Origin of the sequence: Halomonas sp. DP8Y7-1 (assembly GCF_019801685.1) — a bacterium.
GTDB classification, from domain to species: domain Bacteria; phylum Pseudomonadota; class Gammaproteobacteria; order Pseudomonadales; family Halomonadaceae; genus Halomonas; species Halomonas litopenaei_A.
Window position 1 is genome coordinate 112,311 of the sequence record NZ_JAHVIN010000007.1, and the last position, 13,489, is coordinate 125,799.

Consider the following 13,489-nt stretch of genomic DNA (forward strand, 5'->3'; position numbering starts at 1 on the left):
TGTCGCCCGCGTCCATGCGACGAAGGTCGTCCTAGTCCCACCCTCTCCGTCATCTAAGAGGACTCGTCATGAGCGTCCATGCCATCGATCACCCCCTGGTCCAGCACAAACTCGGTTTGATGCGTGAAGCCGGTATCAGCACCAAGAGCTTCCGTGAGCTGGCTGGCGAGGTGGCCAAACTGCTCACCTACGAGGCGACTCAGGATCTGGAGCTGGAAGATCACGCCATCGACGGCTGGAGTGGCAACACCATTACCGTCAAGCAGCTCAAGGGCAAGAAGGTGACGATCGTCCCGATCCTGCGTGCCGGTCTGGGCATGCTGGAGGGCGTGACCGACCTGATTCCCAGTGCGCGGGTCAGCGTCGTTGGCCTGTACCGTGATGAGGAAACGCTGGAGCCTGTTCCCTATTTCTCGAAGTTTACCAACGACCTCGATGAGCGCATGGCGGTAGTCATCGACCCGATGCTGGCTACCGGTGGCTCCATGGTCGCCACGCTCGACATGCTGCGTGAACGCGGCTGTCAGCTGATGCGTGTGATCGTGCTGGTCGCGGCGCCGGAGGGCATTCGCCGCGTGCAGGAGGCGTATCCGGATATCGAGATTTATACCGCATCCGTGGATGAGCGCCTGGACGAGAACGGCTATATCGTTCCCGGTCTCGGCGATGCCGGCGACAAGATCTTTGGTACTCGTTGAGACCAGCCACGCCTGCGGGGTCATGATGCGGTCGGTCACGGCCGTCGCCCCGGCGAGTTGATCAGACTGGCTGTCGAGACATGCGCCCAATGTTCTTTTACGAACATTGGGCGCGTTTTTTTTCACTAAAACAACATTGCCTGCGCACGAGAGGATGCTGCGCAGAAGTGTTCTGCATTAGACAAAAGTTGATGAATTGGTGAAAGACGTTTTATTTCAATGTGTTGTGATGGATTGTTGGTGATGTGTCGGGGTGATTGAGGGGTTTCGTTTAAAAACACCGGGGTGCCTTCGACAATCTCTACTACCGTACAGATGACGCCTTCGAAGGAGGGCGATGTTCGGTGGAATGAGACGGCCCATGACCCTGATCCTCGACGGTGTCACCCGCAGGGTGGCAAACGAGACCCACATTGACGACGTTAGTCTGACGCTGGCGCCAGGCTCGTTCAATGTTCTGCTGGGGCGAACCCTGGCGGGAAAGACGAGCCTGATGCGCTTGATGGCTGGGCTGGATCAACCCAGCCGAGGACGTATCCTGATCAACGGTGAAGACGTGACAGGAAAGGGCGTGCGCCAACGCAATGTGGCCATGGTCTATCAGCAGTTCATCAACTACCCCCACCAGAGTGTCTTCGACAACATTGCATCTCCGCTCAAGCTGGCACGGGTTCCCAAGGCAGAACTTCGGCGCCGGGTGCAGGAGGTGGCTGAGCTGCTGCATATCGAGGGACTGCTGGATCGTCAGCCGCTGGAGCTGTCTGGCGGGCAGCAGCAGCGCACCGCGATGGCACGGGCGCTGGTCAAGGACGCTGAGCTGGTGTTGTTCGATGAGCCTCTGGTCAATCTGGACTACAAGCTGCGGGAAGAGTTTCGGGAAGAGCTGCGTGAGCTGTTCGCCCGACGGGACTGCATCGCTGTCTATGCCACCACGGAGCCCGCAGAGGCACTCGCGCTGGGTGGCGACACCGCCATTCTGCATGAAGGTCGCCTGGTCCAGCATGGGCCTGCCGCGACGGTGTACCGTGAGCCGGTGTCGCTGACCGCTGCGGACATGTTCTCCGAACCCCCCATGAATGTGCTCGAAGGCGAGATCCGGGACGGCCACGTCAGTTTTGATGGCGAGCCCGCTTTCGCCGTTGACGCCGGCATGTCGCGGCTCGAAGAGGGGCGCTACCACTTTGGGGTACGTCCTGCCCACCTGGCGATTGCGCCGCAATCCGACGATGATCTGGCCTTGGATGTCTGCGTCGAGCTGGCCGAGATCAGCGGCTCCGAGACGTTTCTCCATGTGGGCAACGCTCGCATGTCGCTGGTGGCCCATCTGGAGGGTGTGCACGGCTTTCAGGTAGACGCTCCGCTGCGGCTATATGTGCCGGTGCATCGACTGTACGTGTTCGACATGCAGGGCAGGACGGTGGCCGTGCCTGCTGAGGTGGGGGCCAGTATGTCACGCAGAGCCGAACACGCCCCCGCGAGTGCAATCCATCGGGAGGAGCGCTAGATGGCAGAGATACGTCTTGAGCAACTGGCGCACAGCTATCTGCAGCAGCCGTCCGGTCCGGCTGACTTTGCGATCGAGCGCATGACGCATACCTGGGAACAGGGAGGCGCCTACGCGCTGCTTGGGCCGTCTGGCTGCGGCAAGTCGACGCTGCTGAATATTATCTCCGGTCTACTGGTGCCGTCCCAGGGCGAGGTGCTGTTCGATGGTGTTCAGGTCAATGAGCTGCCGCCGGAAGAGCGCAACATTGCCCAGGTGTTCCAGTTTCCGGTGGTCTACGACACCATGACCGTGTTCGACAACCTGGCCTTTCCTCTGCGTAACGTCGGCACTTCCGAGGAGCGTGTCAGAGAGCGGGTCGAGGAGGTGGCGGACATTCTCGACCTGACCGCGCAACTGCCGCGCAAGGCGCGCAATCTGACGGCCGATGAAAAGCAGAAAGTGTCGATGGGGCGGGGCCTGGTGCGCGACGATGTTGCGGCGATTCTGTTTGATGAGCCATTGACGGTGATCGATCCCCAGCTGAAATGGAAGCTGCGTCGCAAGCTCAAGGAGATTCATCAGCGCTTTGCGGTCACGATGATCTACGTGACCCATGATCAGCTGGAGGCCTCCACCTTTGCCGACAAGATCGCGGTGATGTACCAAGGCAGCATCGTGCAATTCGGGACGCCGCGGGAACTCTTCGAAGCCCCCGCACATACCTTTGTCGGCTACTTCATCGGTAGCCCCGGCATGAACTTCTTCACGCCACAGCTCGACGCCGATGGGGCACTCGTGGGTGGGCAGCCGCTGCCGCTGTCGCCCGGCTTTATGAGTGCCCTGCGCGATGCCATGTCCCGCAGCGACAACGTCACCCTCGGCATTCGGCCTGAATTCATCGAGGTGGTGTCCGCGGACGACGGCGGCATGCCAGCCACGGTCTCTCACCTTCAGGATCTTGGTACCTACCGCATTGTCACTGCCTCGCTGGGCAGTCTGACCTGCAAGGTACGGGTCGACGATGCCCTCGACCCAGCGACGTCGTGCATTCACCTGCACTTTCCCGAGCGTTGGTTGGGGCTCTACGTGGATGAACGGCGGGTGGAGGTGGCGTCATGAACAAGGTGCCGAATAACCGGGCCTGGTGGCTGGTGCTGCCCATGCTGTTGCTGGTGGCATTCTCCGCCATTGTGCCGTTGATGACCGTGGTCAATTACTCCGTACAGGATGTGTTCGACGCCAATACGCGGTTTTTCACCGGAACCGAATGGTTCGTGCAAATGCTCAATGACCCCGCCTTGCAGGCGGCTCTGGGTCGGCAGTTTGCCTTCTCGCTGACCATTCTGGTGATTCAAGTGCCCCTGGGGGTCGGTATCGCGTTGCTGATGCCCAAGCGGGGCTGGCGGGCCTCGCTGGTGCTGGTGCTGGTGACATTGCCACTGCTGATTCCCTGGAATGTGGTCGGCAGCATCTGGCAGATATTCACCCGCGGGGATATCGGTCTGATGGGTTTCAGCCTGCGCCAGCTGGGGTATCCCTATAACATCACCTCGAATCCGATGGATGCCTGGGTCACCATCGTGCTGATGGATGTGTGGCATTGGACATCGCTGATCGCCTTGCTGTGTTACAGCGGTCTGCAGGCGATTCCCGAGGCCTACTACCAGGCTGCCAGGATTGACCGGGCGTCACGCTGGGCGGTGTTCCGCTACATCCAATTGCCCAAGTTGACCAATGTGCTGGTGATTGGCGTGCTGCTCCGGTTCATGCACTCCTTCATGATCTATGCGGAACCCTTCGTGCTGACCGGCGGTGGGCCGGGCAGTGCCACCACCTTTCTCAGTCAGTCCCTCGCCATCATGGCCACCGCCCAGTTCGATGTGGGGCCGTCGGCGGCGTTCTCGTTGATCTACTTCCTGATCATTCTGCTGGTGTGCTGGGTGTTCTATACCGCCATCATGAATCTGCAGAAGGATCGCCAAGGAGGGTCGCGCCATGACTAGGCCATTGCCATCCAGCCCTGACCAGGTGAACGAGCACGCCGCACGGCAGGCGGCCAGGCGTCGGCGTCGCCAGCGCTCGGCCGGACGCAGGATACGACGCGGTGGGTTGATGCTGGCCTATCTGGTGTTCGTACTGCTACCCATCTACTGGTTGGTCAACATGTCACTGCAGACCAACAACGAGATCCTGGGAGAGCTGACCCTGTGGCCTCAGGCGCTGACCTTCGACAACTACACCCGGATCTTCACCGACCCCAGCTGGTACATGGGCTACGTCAACTCCATGACCTATGTGGTGATGAACATGGTCATCAGCATGGCGGTGGCCTTGCCCGCCGCCTATGCCTTCAGTCGCTATCGGTTCATCGGTGACAAGCACCTGTTCTTCTGGCTTTTGACCAACATGATGGCGCCGCCTGCCGTCTTCCTGCTGCCTTACTTTCAGCTCTACTACACGGTCGGCCTGTTCGATACGCACATCGCCGTGGCCTTGGCCCATTGCCTGTTCAACATACCGTTGGCGGTCTGGATTCTCGAGGGCTTCATGTCCAGCGTGCCCAAGGAAATTGACGAGACCGCCTTTATCGATGGCTACAGCTTCCCGCGGTTCTTTGTCCAGCTCTTCATTCCGATGATTCGCTCAGGCATCGGCGTGACCCTGTTCTTTCTGTTCATGTTTTCCTGGGTCGAGCTGCTGCTGGCCCGCACCCTCACCTCCACGGAGGCCCAGCCCATCGTGTCTGTCATGACGAGAACCTCCACCGCCTCTGGTATCGATTGGGGAACCCTGGCGGCAGCGGGAGTGCTGACCATCGTGCCGGGCATCGTGGTGGTGTTTTTCGTCCGCCATCATATCGCCAAGGGCTTTGCTCTGGGGCGCACCTAAGGAGCCGCGACATGGACTGGATGGTGTGGACCCTACCTACGGCGATGTTCTTCTCCGTCATCGCACTGCTGCTGGTGCTGATGACCACCTGGGAGCTGATCTCGCCCAGCCGCGAGCGCCGCGGTTTTCTTCCGATCAGCACAACGCGGGGAGACCGGTTCTTTATCGGCATGCTGTCGGCGGCGTATATCCACCTCGCCGTTATCGGCTTTACCAGCCTTGGTCTGTGGCTGGCATTGGCGTTATCGGTGGTGTGGATGGTGCTGCTGTTGCGCTGGGGGTAACCGACAGCATGCCTGCACCCATTGGCTGGCGACGATAGCGAGGCTGGCCTTCATCAATGATAACAATGAGGTGACCATGAACGTGAGACGCAAGCTCAGCAGGGTAGGTGTAGCCGGATTGCTGCTATTGGCAGGCGACGCCATTGCCCAGGAAGATCGTGCCGCAGTGATCGAGCGGCTGGCCGATGAAGTGTTCGCAAACTCCACCTTGACGCGGGAGCAGCGGATCGCCGAACTGGAGTGGTTTGCCGAGGCCGCGGAGCCCTTTCGTGGCATGGCAATCAACACGGTGGCGGAAGGGTTGACCACCCATACCTGGGAGCGGGACGTGCTGACGCCGGCCTTTCTCGAGCTGACCGGGATAGAGGTGACCCACAACATCATCGGCGAGGGGGATGTGGTTCAGAACATGCAGACCCAGATGCAGTCGGGTCGCAATATCTACGACGCCTATATCAATGACTCCGATTCCATTGGCACCCACATTCGCTACGGATCGACCATCAATCTCAGTGATGCCATGGCCAACGAGTGGAAGGAGCTGACGCTGCCAAGCCTGGATCTGGAGGACTTTATCGGGATTCAGTACACCACGGGGCCAGATGGCAGCCTTTACCAGCTACCGGACCAGCAGTTCGCGAACCTTTACTGGTTCCGCTACGACTGGTTCCAGAGAGAGGACTTTCAACAGCAGTTCCGTGATCTCTACGGCTATGAGCTAGGCGTGCCGACCAACTGGACGGCGTACCAGGATATCGCTGAGTTCTTCAGCGAGCACATCGGCGAGATCGACGGGCAAAAGGTCTATGGCCATATGGATTATGGACGTCGAGATCCCTCGCTGGGTTGGCGTTTCCATGACTCCTGGCTATCAATGGCCGGAATGGGCAGCCCTGGGGTGCCGTTCGGCAACCCGGTGGATGACTGGGGTATTCGCGTAGACGAGGACAGTCATCCGGTGGGAGCCAGCGTCAGCCGAGGCGGGGCCACCAATTCCCCGGCTTCGGTGTTTGCCGTCACCAAGATGGTCGAGTGGCTCAGAGACTTTGCTCCTCCCGAGGCACAGGGCATGACCTTTGGTGAGGCGGGTCCCGTGCCGGCCCAGGGTAATGTGGCGCAGCAGATGTTCTGGTACACCGCCTTTACCGCCGACATGGTCAGTCCGGACGTGGCGGTGACCGATGACCAGGGCAATCCCAAATGGCGGATGGCCCCATCACCGACGGGTCCGTACTGGGAAGAAGGAATGAAGGTGGGCTATCAGGATGTTGGCGCCTGGACCTTCTTCGACTCGACGCCTGAAGACCGTCGCAGTGCTGCCTGGTTGTTCGCTCAATTCAGCGTGTCAAAGACGGTGTCTCTGGAAAAGCTGATGGCGGGGCTGACGCCGATTCGGCGGTCGGACATCTTCTCCGAGCAGATGACCGAGATGGCGCCCAAGCTGGGTGGGCTGGTGGAGTTCTACCGCAGCCCCAACGAAGCCAAGTGGACGCCAACGGGAACCAATGTGCCGGACTATCCGCGCATGGCGCCATTGTGGTGGCAGAACTTGGCACCGGCGGTGAATGGCGATATTTCCGCCCAGGAGGCGCTCGATAATCTGGCGGCAGATCTGGATAACATCATGGCGCGACTGGCTCGGGCCAAGGTGTTTGCCACCTACGAGCCGATTCTCAATGAGCCCAAGGATCCCGAGCAGTGGCTGAGCCAGCCTGGCTCGCCCAAGGCCAAGCTGGACGATGAAATGCCCCAGGGCACCACGGTGCCCTATGACCAGATGATGGAAGACTGGATGTCCGCGGGTACCCGAGAGTAATCCCGGTATAGCGGTGTGTGCCGGCCCCCCAATCCTCAGGATGGGGGGCTTTGTCTTGCAGAGCAGTTTCAGCAGCACTGAGTGAGCCATCAAGGGGAGCCATCAGGGGGAGCCAAAGGGGGACTAGCGCTTGGCAAAAAGGGGAAGGGTTGCGTGATTGCTGCGTTGGCGACCTGGGGTTGGCGCAAAATTGTGCCCTGAAGGGGCGCCGGGATTGGTAACATGGCCCGCGTTTGGAATCGGCTGTTGGCGCGATGAGCCTCTTTTCGCCCCACAGCAGACTTCCTGTTCACCACGGAGCCCCCTCATGTCTGACCCCCATTCTTCGTCAACTCAGCCACCCGAACCCTCAGCGACGGCGTCGGATTCATTGCCCAGACTCGCGCTGGTCGGCGCGCAGATGCTGTTCGTGGCCTTCGGTGCCCTGGTGCTGGTGCCTCTGCTGACCGGGCTTGATCCCAATGTCGCTATGTTCACCGCCGGTATCGGTACGCTGGTGTTTCACTTCACCACGCGGATGACGGTGCCGGTGTTCCTGGCATCCTCCTTTGCCTTCATCGCGCCAATTCAGGGCTCCATTGCGCACTTTGGGGTGTCCGCCACCCTGGGCGGGTTGATCGCGGCGGGCCTGGTGTACGTGGTGATTTCGCAGGCGGTGCGCCTGAAGGGGACCGGTTGGCTTCATCGGTTGCTGCCGCCGGTGGTGGTAGGGCCCGTCATCATGGTGATCGGCCTTGCTCTGGCGCCCGTAGCGGTCAATATGGCGACCGGTGAGAACAGCGAAGGGATCGGTTACGCTCAGGCCATGGTTCTGTCCATGTCGAGCTTGCTGGTTACTTTGATTCTGGCAGTGTTCGGACGTGGTCTGCTGCGCCTGGTGCCGATCATGGGTGGCATCGTGACGGGCTACCTGCTGGCCCTGTTGATGGGAGTCGTTGACTTTACTCCGGTGCGCGAAGCCTCTTGGCTGGCGCTGCCATCCTTTACCGCTCCTAGCTTCAACTGGTTGGCCATCGCGTTCATGATCCCTGTGGCCATTGCGCCTGCGGTCGAGCACATTGGTGACATGATTGCCATCGGTTCGGTCACGCGCCGCAACTACCTGGAAAAGCCCGGTCTTCATCGCACCTTGCTGGGCGATGGCCTCGCCACCATCTCTGCGGCCATGTTCGGCGGGCCGCCCAATACCACCTACTCCGAGGTAACCGGGGCGGTCACCCTGACCCGGGCGTTCAATCCGATGTTCATGGTGTCGGCGGCGTTGGTGGCCATCCTGCTGGCCTTCGTGGCCAAGCTGGGAGCCGTACTCCAGACCATACCTGCGCCGGTCATGGGGGGCATCATGACGCTGCTGTTCGGTTCCATTGCGGTAGTCGGGATGAATACCCTGGTGCGCGCGGGCAAGCCGCTGACGGCGCCGCGCAACCTGGTGGTCGTGTCGTTGATTCTGGTCTTCGGTATTGGTGGCATGCAGTTTGGTGGAGGGCAGTTTGCCCTGCAGGGCGTCAGCCTCGCCGCCCTGGTGGGCATCGCGCTGAACTTGGTACTGCCGCGCGCTCGGGAAGAGGACTAGGGCTTGTACGAAAAGTGCCTGCGCTTGGTGATACGGCGTTAAAAATCGGCTGGTACGCCAGTCCGGTCAAAATGCTCATTTACACCTCGTAAACTGCGCTTTCCCACCGATTTTTGCCTTGTCTAACCTTCGCTCGTCGACTTTTCGGACAAAGTCTAGCCGAAGTGCCGGGGCGACGCCGCAGCCTGGCGGCGTCGTCCACTGCTTGACGCTCACTCGGTGAGCGGTGAGATTGTCCCTGCGGTCCTGATCGGACAAGGGCTGAACAGCCAAGCCCCTCAGTGATGGATCTGTTCGCCACCATCTGAAAAGGTGGGCGGGGTATTGGCGCTGACGATCACGCATTCTTCCTGCCCCAGATTGCGAAACCGGTGGGGCAGGCGGGAGTCAAAGTAGTAGGCATCTCCTGGGCCAAGCAGCCCCGTCTCTCCGTTGACGGTGATCTCGATCTCCCCGGCGATGACGACACCGCCTTCTTCGCCATCATGCTCCAGCATTTCCTCGCCGGTATCGGCACCAGGTGGATAGCGCTCGTGCAATACCGACATGCGCCGGTCGGGGCGTCTGGCGGCGACAAGTCGCCATGAAAGGTGGCGATCACCGATCTCGGTCAACTCCGCAGCGCGATAGAAGGGGCTCGGATGATTGGGCTCGTCGGCGGCGAAGAAGGCGCTGATGGAGACCGGTAAGGCGTCAAGTATCTTCTTAAGGGAGCTGACCGAAGGGCTGACATTATTCAGCTCGATAAGCGAGATAGTACTGTTGGTGACGCCCGCTCTTTTCGCTAGTTCGCGCTGAGATAACTGTTTTTCCTGACGTAGTTGGCGCAACCTAGCGCCGACATCGAAACCGTCGTCCATCCTGGTGTCCGCCATTCGTGAGTCGCTGTCGTGCAAAATGATGGACACATGATACCTGCTATGGCCTGGGTGGGTCACCCTCGCGCTCTCGGACTACCTCTATGCGTGCATGGCGACTACCTACGGCCTGAGGCATCATGTAGTGATGCATGACGAACATAGCAATAGGAGCTTCTTGTGGTGAAACCTCAGGCAAGCGAGGTATGTGGTGTTGTCCTGGCGGGTGGTCAGGGACGTCGCATGGGAGGCATCGACAAGGGCCTGGTGTCCTTTGCGGGTCAGCCCCTAGCCGCCCATGCGGTCGCCTGTCTGCGACCCCACGTGGGTTCTGTACTGATCAATGCCAATCGTCATCATGAGGACTATGCGGCGCTTGCCGATGGTGTCTTCAAGGACGCTGCCGAGGGCTTTCAGGGGCCGCTGATGGGCATCTACAGTGCGCTTGAGGCTGCGGACAGCCCCTGGGTCATGGTCGTGCCCTGCGACAGTCCGCTACTGCCCCATGACCTGGTGCCACGCATGTTGGCCGGCTGGCGTGAGGGGATGGACATCCTGGTGGCCCATGACGGAGAGCGCCTACACCCGGTGGTAGCGCTGCTGGCAGGTCATCTGCGCGAAGATCTGGCACAGGCGTTGGCGCAGGGAGAGCGCAAGATCGATCGCTGGTACGCGCGACATGCCTGGGCCACGGTCGATCTGAGCGACTGTGCGGACGCTTTTGCCAACCTCAACACTGAAGAAGAGCGTCAGCGTCTTGAGCCCACTCGTCCAGGGGAGGGCTCATGAGGTCCCGGCTGCAATGGCAACCGCAACAGCCGGTATTGGGCATCGCCGCCTGGAGCGGGACCGGCAAGACCACCTTGCTGGAGCGCATCGTACCGATGCTGAAGGGGAAAGGGCTGCGGGTATCGGTCATCAAGCACGCGCATCACCGTTTCGATGTCGATCAGCCTGGCAAGGACAGTCACCGCTTGCGAATGGCCGGGGCGGAGCCGGTGCTGATCGCCTCCCGGGCAAGGGTGGCGATGATGCTGGAGACCCCCGAAGCTGAGGAAGCGGACCTGCAGACGCTGCTGGCCATGGTGGCGCCACTGAAGGCGGACCTGACGCTGGTGGAGGGATTCAAGGACTGGCCAATGCCCAAGCTGGAACTGCACCGTGCCGCGTTAGGCAAGCCGCTGCTGGCGACCGAGGATCCCTGGGTGCAGGCGGTAGCCTGTGATACTCCCCTGAGCACCGCGGTCGAGACGCTGGATCTGAATGCCCACGACCAGCTGGTCGAGTGGATGTTGCGGTGGGCTGCTGACTGGAGCGGCTGGCTGGCGACGCAGGAGGGACGCTGATGATGTCCTCATTGTCTTGCTTTGACCTGGGCGAGCACATGCTGAGCGTCGACGAGGCACGTCAGGCGCTGCTTACCCTGGTGGATGGCCAGCTGGCGACGGAGTCCGTGGCGCTGGCCCAGGCTCATGGGCGCGTGCTGGCCAAGCCGGTGACGGCGCCCTTCAATGTTCCAGGCCACACCAATTCGGCGATGGATGGCATCGCTCTGAGCTGGCCCGAGGAAGGCGTCGCAGGCTCCCTGCGGCGCGTCGGTTCCGCCCTGGCCGGCCGGCCTTTTGCCGGGCGGGTGGGCAGTGGCGAGTGCGTCAGTATCACCACCGGAGCGCCGTTGCCGCCTGGCACTGACACGGTGATCATGGTCGAGCAACTTCAGCAGCATGGTGATGTGGTCGACATCCTCCAGGCTGATCGAGTCAAGCGAGGGCAGAACGTCCGCCAGGCGGGCGAGGATCTACGTCGGGGTGAGGTGGCGCTGGAATCCGGCAGGCGGCTGGAGGCAGCGGCGTTGGGGTTGCTGGCGTCGTTGGGCTGCGCGTCCGTTGAGGTGCGACGCCAGCCCCGTGTGGCGGTGTTTTCCACCGGGGACGAGGTGACCGCCCCTGGACAGCCTCGCGCTGATGCCGCGATTTATGATGCCAACCGCTTCACCTTGATGGGCATGTTGCAGGAGCATGGCGCAGAGGTGCTGGATCTGGGCATCGTACCTGATGACCCGCAGGCGCTGGAGGATGCCCTGGCACGAGCGGGGCAGCTGGCTGATCTTGTGGTGTCCAGCGGGGGAGTGTCGGTGGGGCAGGCCGACCATACTCGAGCTGCCCTGGAGCGGCTGGGGCGACTGACCCTGTGGCGAATCGCCATGCGTCCTGGCAGGCCGATGGCATGCGGTGTGATGGGGGACAGAGCGACGCCATTTCTGGGCCTGCCCGGCAATCCGGTGGCCTGCATGGTGACCTGTCTGGTTTTCGTTATTCCCCTTGTACGTAAGCTGCAGGGACGTGAGCTGCGCTCGCCTGCGTGGCAGGCGGTGGCCGACAGCGACTTCCGCAGTCGTAAAGGTCGCACCGATTACAGTCGTGGCGTGCTCAAACGGAGTGATGACGGGACCTTGCGGGTGGTCAATACAGGTAGCCAGGGTTCCGGTATCCTGTCCTCCATGGTGGCTGCCGAGTGTCTGGTGGAAATTCCTGCCGACAAGGCAGCGGTTGCCATCAATGATATGGTGACCGTATTCCCTCTCTTTCGTTTCCCCTGAGGCTTGAACATGACGCTTTCCCATCTCAATGCCCGCGGCGAAGCCAATATGGTGGACGTCGGCGACAAGGCATCCACCCGACGTGAAGCAACGGCTACAGGGGCTATCAGTATGGCGCCTGAGACCTTGGCCTTGCTCAGCGATGGGCAGCTGCCCAAGGGAGATGTGCTGGCCACCGCCAGAATTGCTGGTATCCAGGCGGCCAAGCGCACCCACGAGTTGATTCCGCTGTGTCATCAACTGGCCCTGTCCAAGGTCAGTATCGACTTCGATATCGATCGCGAGGCGAGCATGGTCAGGGTGTCCGCGACGTGCCGGCTGAGTGGCAAGACAGGCGTCGAGATGGAAGCGCTCACCGCGGTGTCAGTGGCCTGTCTGACGCTGTATGACATGTGCAAGGCGGTCGACAAGGAGATGGAGATTGGCCAGATCCATGTGGATGCCAAGCAGGGTGGCAAATCCGGAGATTATCGTCGCCGAGAGATAGCACAGGAAACCGTCGCTCCCATCGTGACGAGTCCGGAGAACAGTCCTGCATTGACCTTGGGGCTTGCCTCTGCAGAGCAACAAAGCGTCAGGGTGAAATGCCTGGCCGAGCTGCGAGAACGCCTGGGTATCGGGGAAACCTCGGTCCCCTTGGATCGTTTGCCCAGTGCCGATGTGGCAGGCCTCAAGAAGGCCTTGAAGACGCTGGACCAGCGTTTTTCCGGTTTGGAAGAAGGTCGGGTGCTGTGTGCGGTGAATCAGGTGATGGCCAGCGACAGCACACGTCTGACGTGCGATGACGAGGTGGCCTTTTTCCCGCCGGTCACTGGAGGTTGATGATGATTCGGGTGCAGCAAGAGCGCTTTGAGGCAGGTGACGTACAGCAGGCGATGCTGCAAGGTCGCTCCGATGTGGGGGCTGTCGTCAGCTTCACCGGGTTGGTCAGAGATTTCAATGAACGCCCCGACGTCACGGCGCTGACGTTGGAGCATTATCCCGGCATGACCGAGGCCTCGCTGGCCGAGATCGAGGATGAGGCGCGCCAGCGCTGGCCGCTCGAGGACGTGACCATCATCCATCGGGTGGGGCGGCTTGCACCAGGTGATCCCATCGTTCTGGTGGTGGTGGCCAGTGCTCATCGCCGCGCCGCCTACGAGGCCTGCGAATTCCTGATGGACCAGTTGAAGACGCGGGCACCCTTCTGGAAGAAGGAGCACACGGCCAGCGGCGATTATTGGGTATCCGAGCGCTGCCAGGACCGTGCGGACGCTCGTCGATGGGAAGGTGGTGTGCAATGACGGA

At 61.0% G+C, this 13,489-nt stretch carries 14 protein-coding genes; 13 read left to right on the top strand and 1 reads right to left on the bottom strand.

The window, feature by feature from the left end; genetic code table 11:
- Window positions 1-68: 68 nt before the first annotated feature.
- From upp to KUV41_RS11315, 8 genes are all read left to right on the top strand, one after another.
- Complete coding sequence (gene upp, locus KUV41_RS11280; protein ID WP_206944580.1) at window positions 69-698, top strand: uracil phosphoribosyltransferase; 630 nt, start codon at window positions 69-71, stop codon at window positions 696-698.
- Between the two features lie 361 nt (window positions 699-1,059).
- The gene (locus KUV41_RS11285; RefSeq protein ID WP_222485997.1) at window positions 1,060-2,202 is read left to right on the top strand and encodes an ABC transporter ATP-binding protein; all 1,143 of its coding nucleotides are present in this window, start codon (window positions 1,060-1,062) and stop codon (window positions 2,200-2,202) included.
- Window positions 2,203-3,303 carry an ABC transporter ATP-binding protein gene (locus KUV41_RS11290; RefSeq protein WP_222486139.1) on the top strand — a complete coding sequence of 367 codons (1,101 nt, stop codon included), beginning with the start codon at window positions 2,203-2,205 and terminating at the stop codon, window positions 3,301-3,303.
- On the top strand, window positions 3,300-4,187 hold the full coding sequence (locus KUV41_RS11295; protein WP_206944575.1) for a carbohydrate ABC transporter permease: 888 nt from the start codon (window positions 3,300-3,302) through the stop codon (window positions 4,185-4,187). The genes KUV41_RS11290 and KUV41_RS11295 overlap by 4 nt, the downstream gene beginning before the upstream one ends.
- Before the next feature lie 109 nt (window positions 4,188-4,296).
- Entirely contained in the window at window positions 4,297-5,073 is a 777-nt protein-coding gene (locus KUV41_RS11300) for a carbohydrate ABC transporter permease (protein WP_409995801.1), read from the top strand.
- Between the two features lie 11 nt (window positions 5,074-5,084).
- Window positions 5,085-5,357 carry a DUF2160 domain-containing protein gene (locus tag KUV41_RS11305; protein ID WP_206944573.1) on the top strand — a complete coding sequence of 91 codons (273 nt, stop codon included), beginning with the start codon at window positions 5,085-5,087 and terminating at the stop codon, window positions 5,355-5,357.
- Window positions 5,358-5,433: 76 nt separating this feature from the next.
- The gene (locus KUV41_RS11310; RefSeq protein WP_206944572.1) at window positions 5,434-7,173 is read left to right on the top strand and encodes an ABC transporter substrate-binding protein; all 1,740 of its coding nucleotides are present in this window, start codon (window positions 5,434-5,436) and stop codon (window positions 7,171-7,173) included.
- A 307-nt stretch (window positions 7,174-7,480) separates the two neighbouring features.
- Window positions 7,481-8,746, top strand: a complete 1,266-nt coding sequence (locus KUV41_RS11315; RefSeq protein ID WP_222485987.1) for a uracil-xanthine permease family protein — start codon at window positions 7,481-7,483, stop codon at window positions 8,744-8,746.
- Window positions 8,747-9,024: 278 nt separating this feature from the next.
- Here KUV41_RS11315 and KUV41_RS11320 read toward each other — a convergent pair whose 3' ends face one another.
- On the bottom strand, window positions 9,025-9,606 hold the full coding sequence (locus KUV41_RS11320; RefSeq protein ID WP_206944764.1) for a cupin domain-containing protein: 582 nt from the start codon (window positions 9,604-9,606) through the stop codon (window positions 9,025-9,027).
- A 177-nt stretch (window positions 9,607-9,783) separates the two neighbouring features.
- On the opposite strand from KUV41_RS11320, the gene mobA reads away from it, so the two are divergent.
- The 5 genes from mobA to moaE are packed head-to-tail and all read left to right on the top strand — an operon-like array spanning window position 9,784 to window position 13,485.
- Window positions 9,784-10,392 carry a molybdenum cofactor guanylyltransferase MobA gene (gene mobA, locus KUV41_RS11325; protein ID WP_206944570.1) on the top strand — a complete coding sequence of 203 codons (609 nt, stop codon included), beginning with the start codon at window positions 9,784-9,786 and terminating at the stop codon, window positions 10,390-10,392.
- Window positions 10,389-10,949 carry a molybdopterin-guanine dinucleotide biosynthesis protein B gene (gene mobB / locus KUV41_RS11330; RefSeq protein WP_222486143.1) on the top strand — a complete coding sequence of 187 codons (561 nt, stop codon included), beginning with the start codon at window positions 10,389-10,391 and terminating at the stop codon, window positions 10,947-10,949. Before mobA ends, mobB begins: the two co-directional genes overlap by 4 nt.
- A complete protein-coding gene (gene glp / locus KUV41_RS11335) occupies window positions 10,949-12,202 on the top strand; it encodes a gephyrin-like molybdotransferase Glp (RefSeq protein ID WP_261396019.1) in 1,254 nt (417 codons plus the stop codon). The genes mobB and glp overlap by 1 nt, the downstream gene beginning before the upstream one ends.
- Window positions 12,203-12,211: 9 nt before the next feature.
- Entirely contained in the window at window positions 12,212-13,024 is an 813-nt protein-coding gene (gene moaC, locus KUV41_RS11340) for a cyclic pyranopterin monophosphate synthase MoaC (protein ID WP_222163327.1), read from the top strand.
- Window positions 13,025-13,026: 2 nt separating this feature from the next.
- Window positions 13,027-13,485: a molybdopterin synthase catalytic subunit MoaE gene (gene moaE / locus KUV41_RS11345; RefSeq protein ID WP_222486288.1), complete on the top strand. Its 459-nt coding sequence runs from the start codon at window positions 13,027-13,029 to the stop codon at window positions 13,483-13,485.
- The last annotated feature ends 4 nt before the right edge of the window (window positions 13,486-13,489 follow it).

Excerpts from the sequence above, each read along its gene's own strand:
- upp (WP_206944580.1), top strand. The coding sequence starts at position 69 with ATGAGCGTCCATGCCATCGATCACCCCCTGGTCCAGCACAAACTCGGT.
- KUV41_RS11285 (WP_222485997.1), top strand. The coding sequence starts at position 1,060 with ATGACCCTGATCCTCGACGGTGTCACCCGCAGGGTGGCAAACGAGACC.
- KUV41_RS11290 (WP_222486139.1), top strand. The coding sequence starts at position 2,203 with ATGGCAGAGATACGTCTTGAGCAACTGGCGCACAGCTATCTGCAGCAG.
- KUV41_RS11295 (WP_206944575.1), top strand. The coding sequence starts at position 3,300 with ATGAACAAGGTGCCGAATAACCGGGCCTGGTGGCTGGTGCTGCCCATG.
- KUV41_RS11300 (WP_409995801.1), top strand. The coding sequence starts at position 4,297 with ATGCTGGCCTATCTGGTGTTCGTACTGCTACCCATCTACTGGTTGGTC.
- KUV41_RS11305 (WP_206944573.1), top strand. The coding sequence starts at position 5,085 with ATGGACTGGATGGTGTGGACCCTACCTACGGCGATGTTCTTCTCCGTC.
- KUV41_RS11310 (WP_206944572.1), top strand. The coding sequence starts at position 5,434 with ATGAACGTGAGACGCAAGCTCAGCAGGGTAGGTGTAGCCGGATTGCTG.
- KUV41_RS11315 (WP_222485987.1), top strand. The coding sequence starts at position 7,481 with ATGTCTGACCCCCATTCTTCGTCAACTCAGCCACCCGAACCCTCAGCG.
- KUV41_RS11320 (WP_206944764.1), bottom strand. The coding sequence starts at position 9,606 with ATGGACGACGGTTTCGATGTCGGCGCTAGGTTGCGCCAACTACGTCAG.
- mobB (WP_222486143.1), top strand. The coding sequence starts at position 10,389 with ATGAGGTCCCGGCTGCAATGGCAACCGCAACAGCCGGTATTGGGCATC.
- glp (WP_261396019.1), top strand. The coding sequence starts at position 10,949 with ATGATGTCCTCATTGTCTTGCTTTGACCTGGGCGAGCACATGCTGAGC.
- moaC (WP_222163327.1), top strand. The coding sequence starts at position 12,212 with ATGACGCTTTCCCATCTCAATGCCCGCGGCGAAGCCAATATGGTGGAC.
- moaE (WP_222486288.1), top strand. The coding sequence starts at position 13,027 with ATGATTCGGGTGCAGCAAGAGCGCTTTGAGGCAGGTGACGTACAGCAG.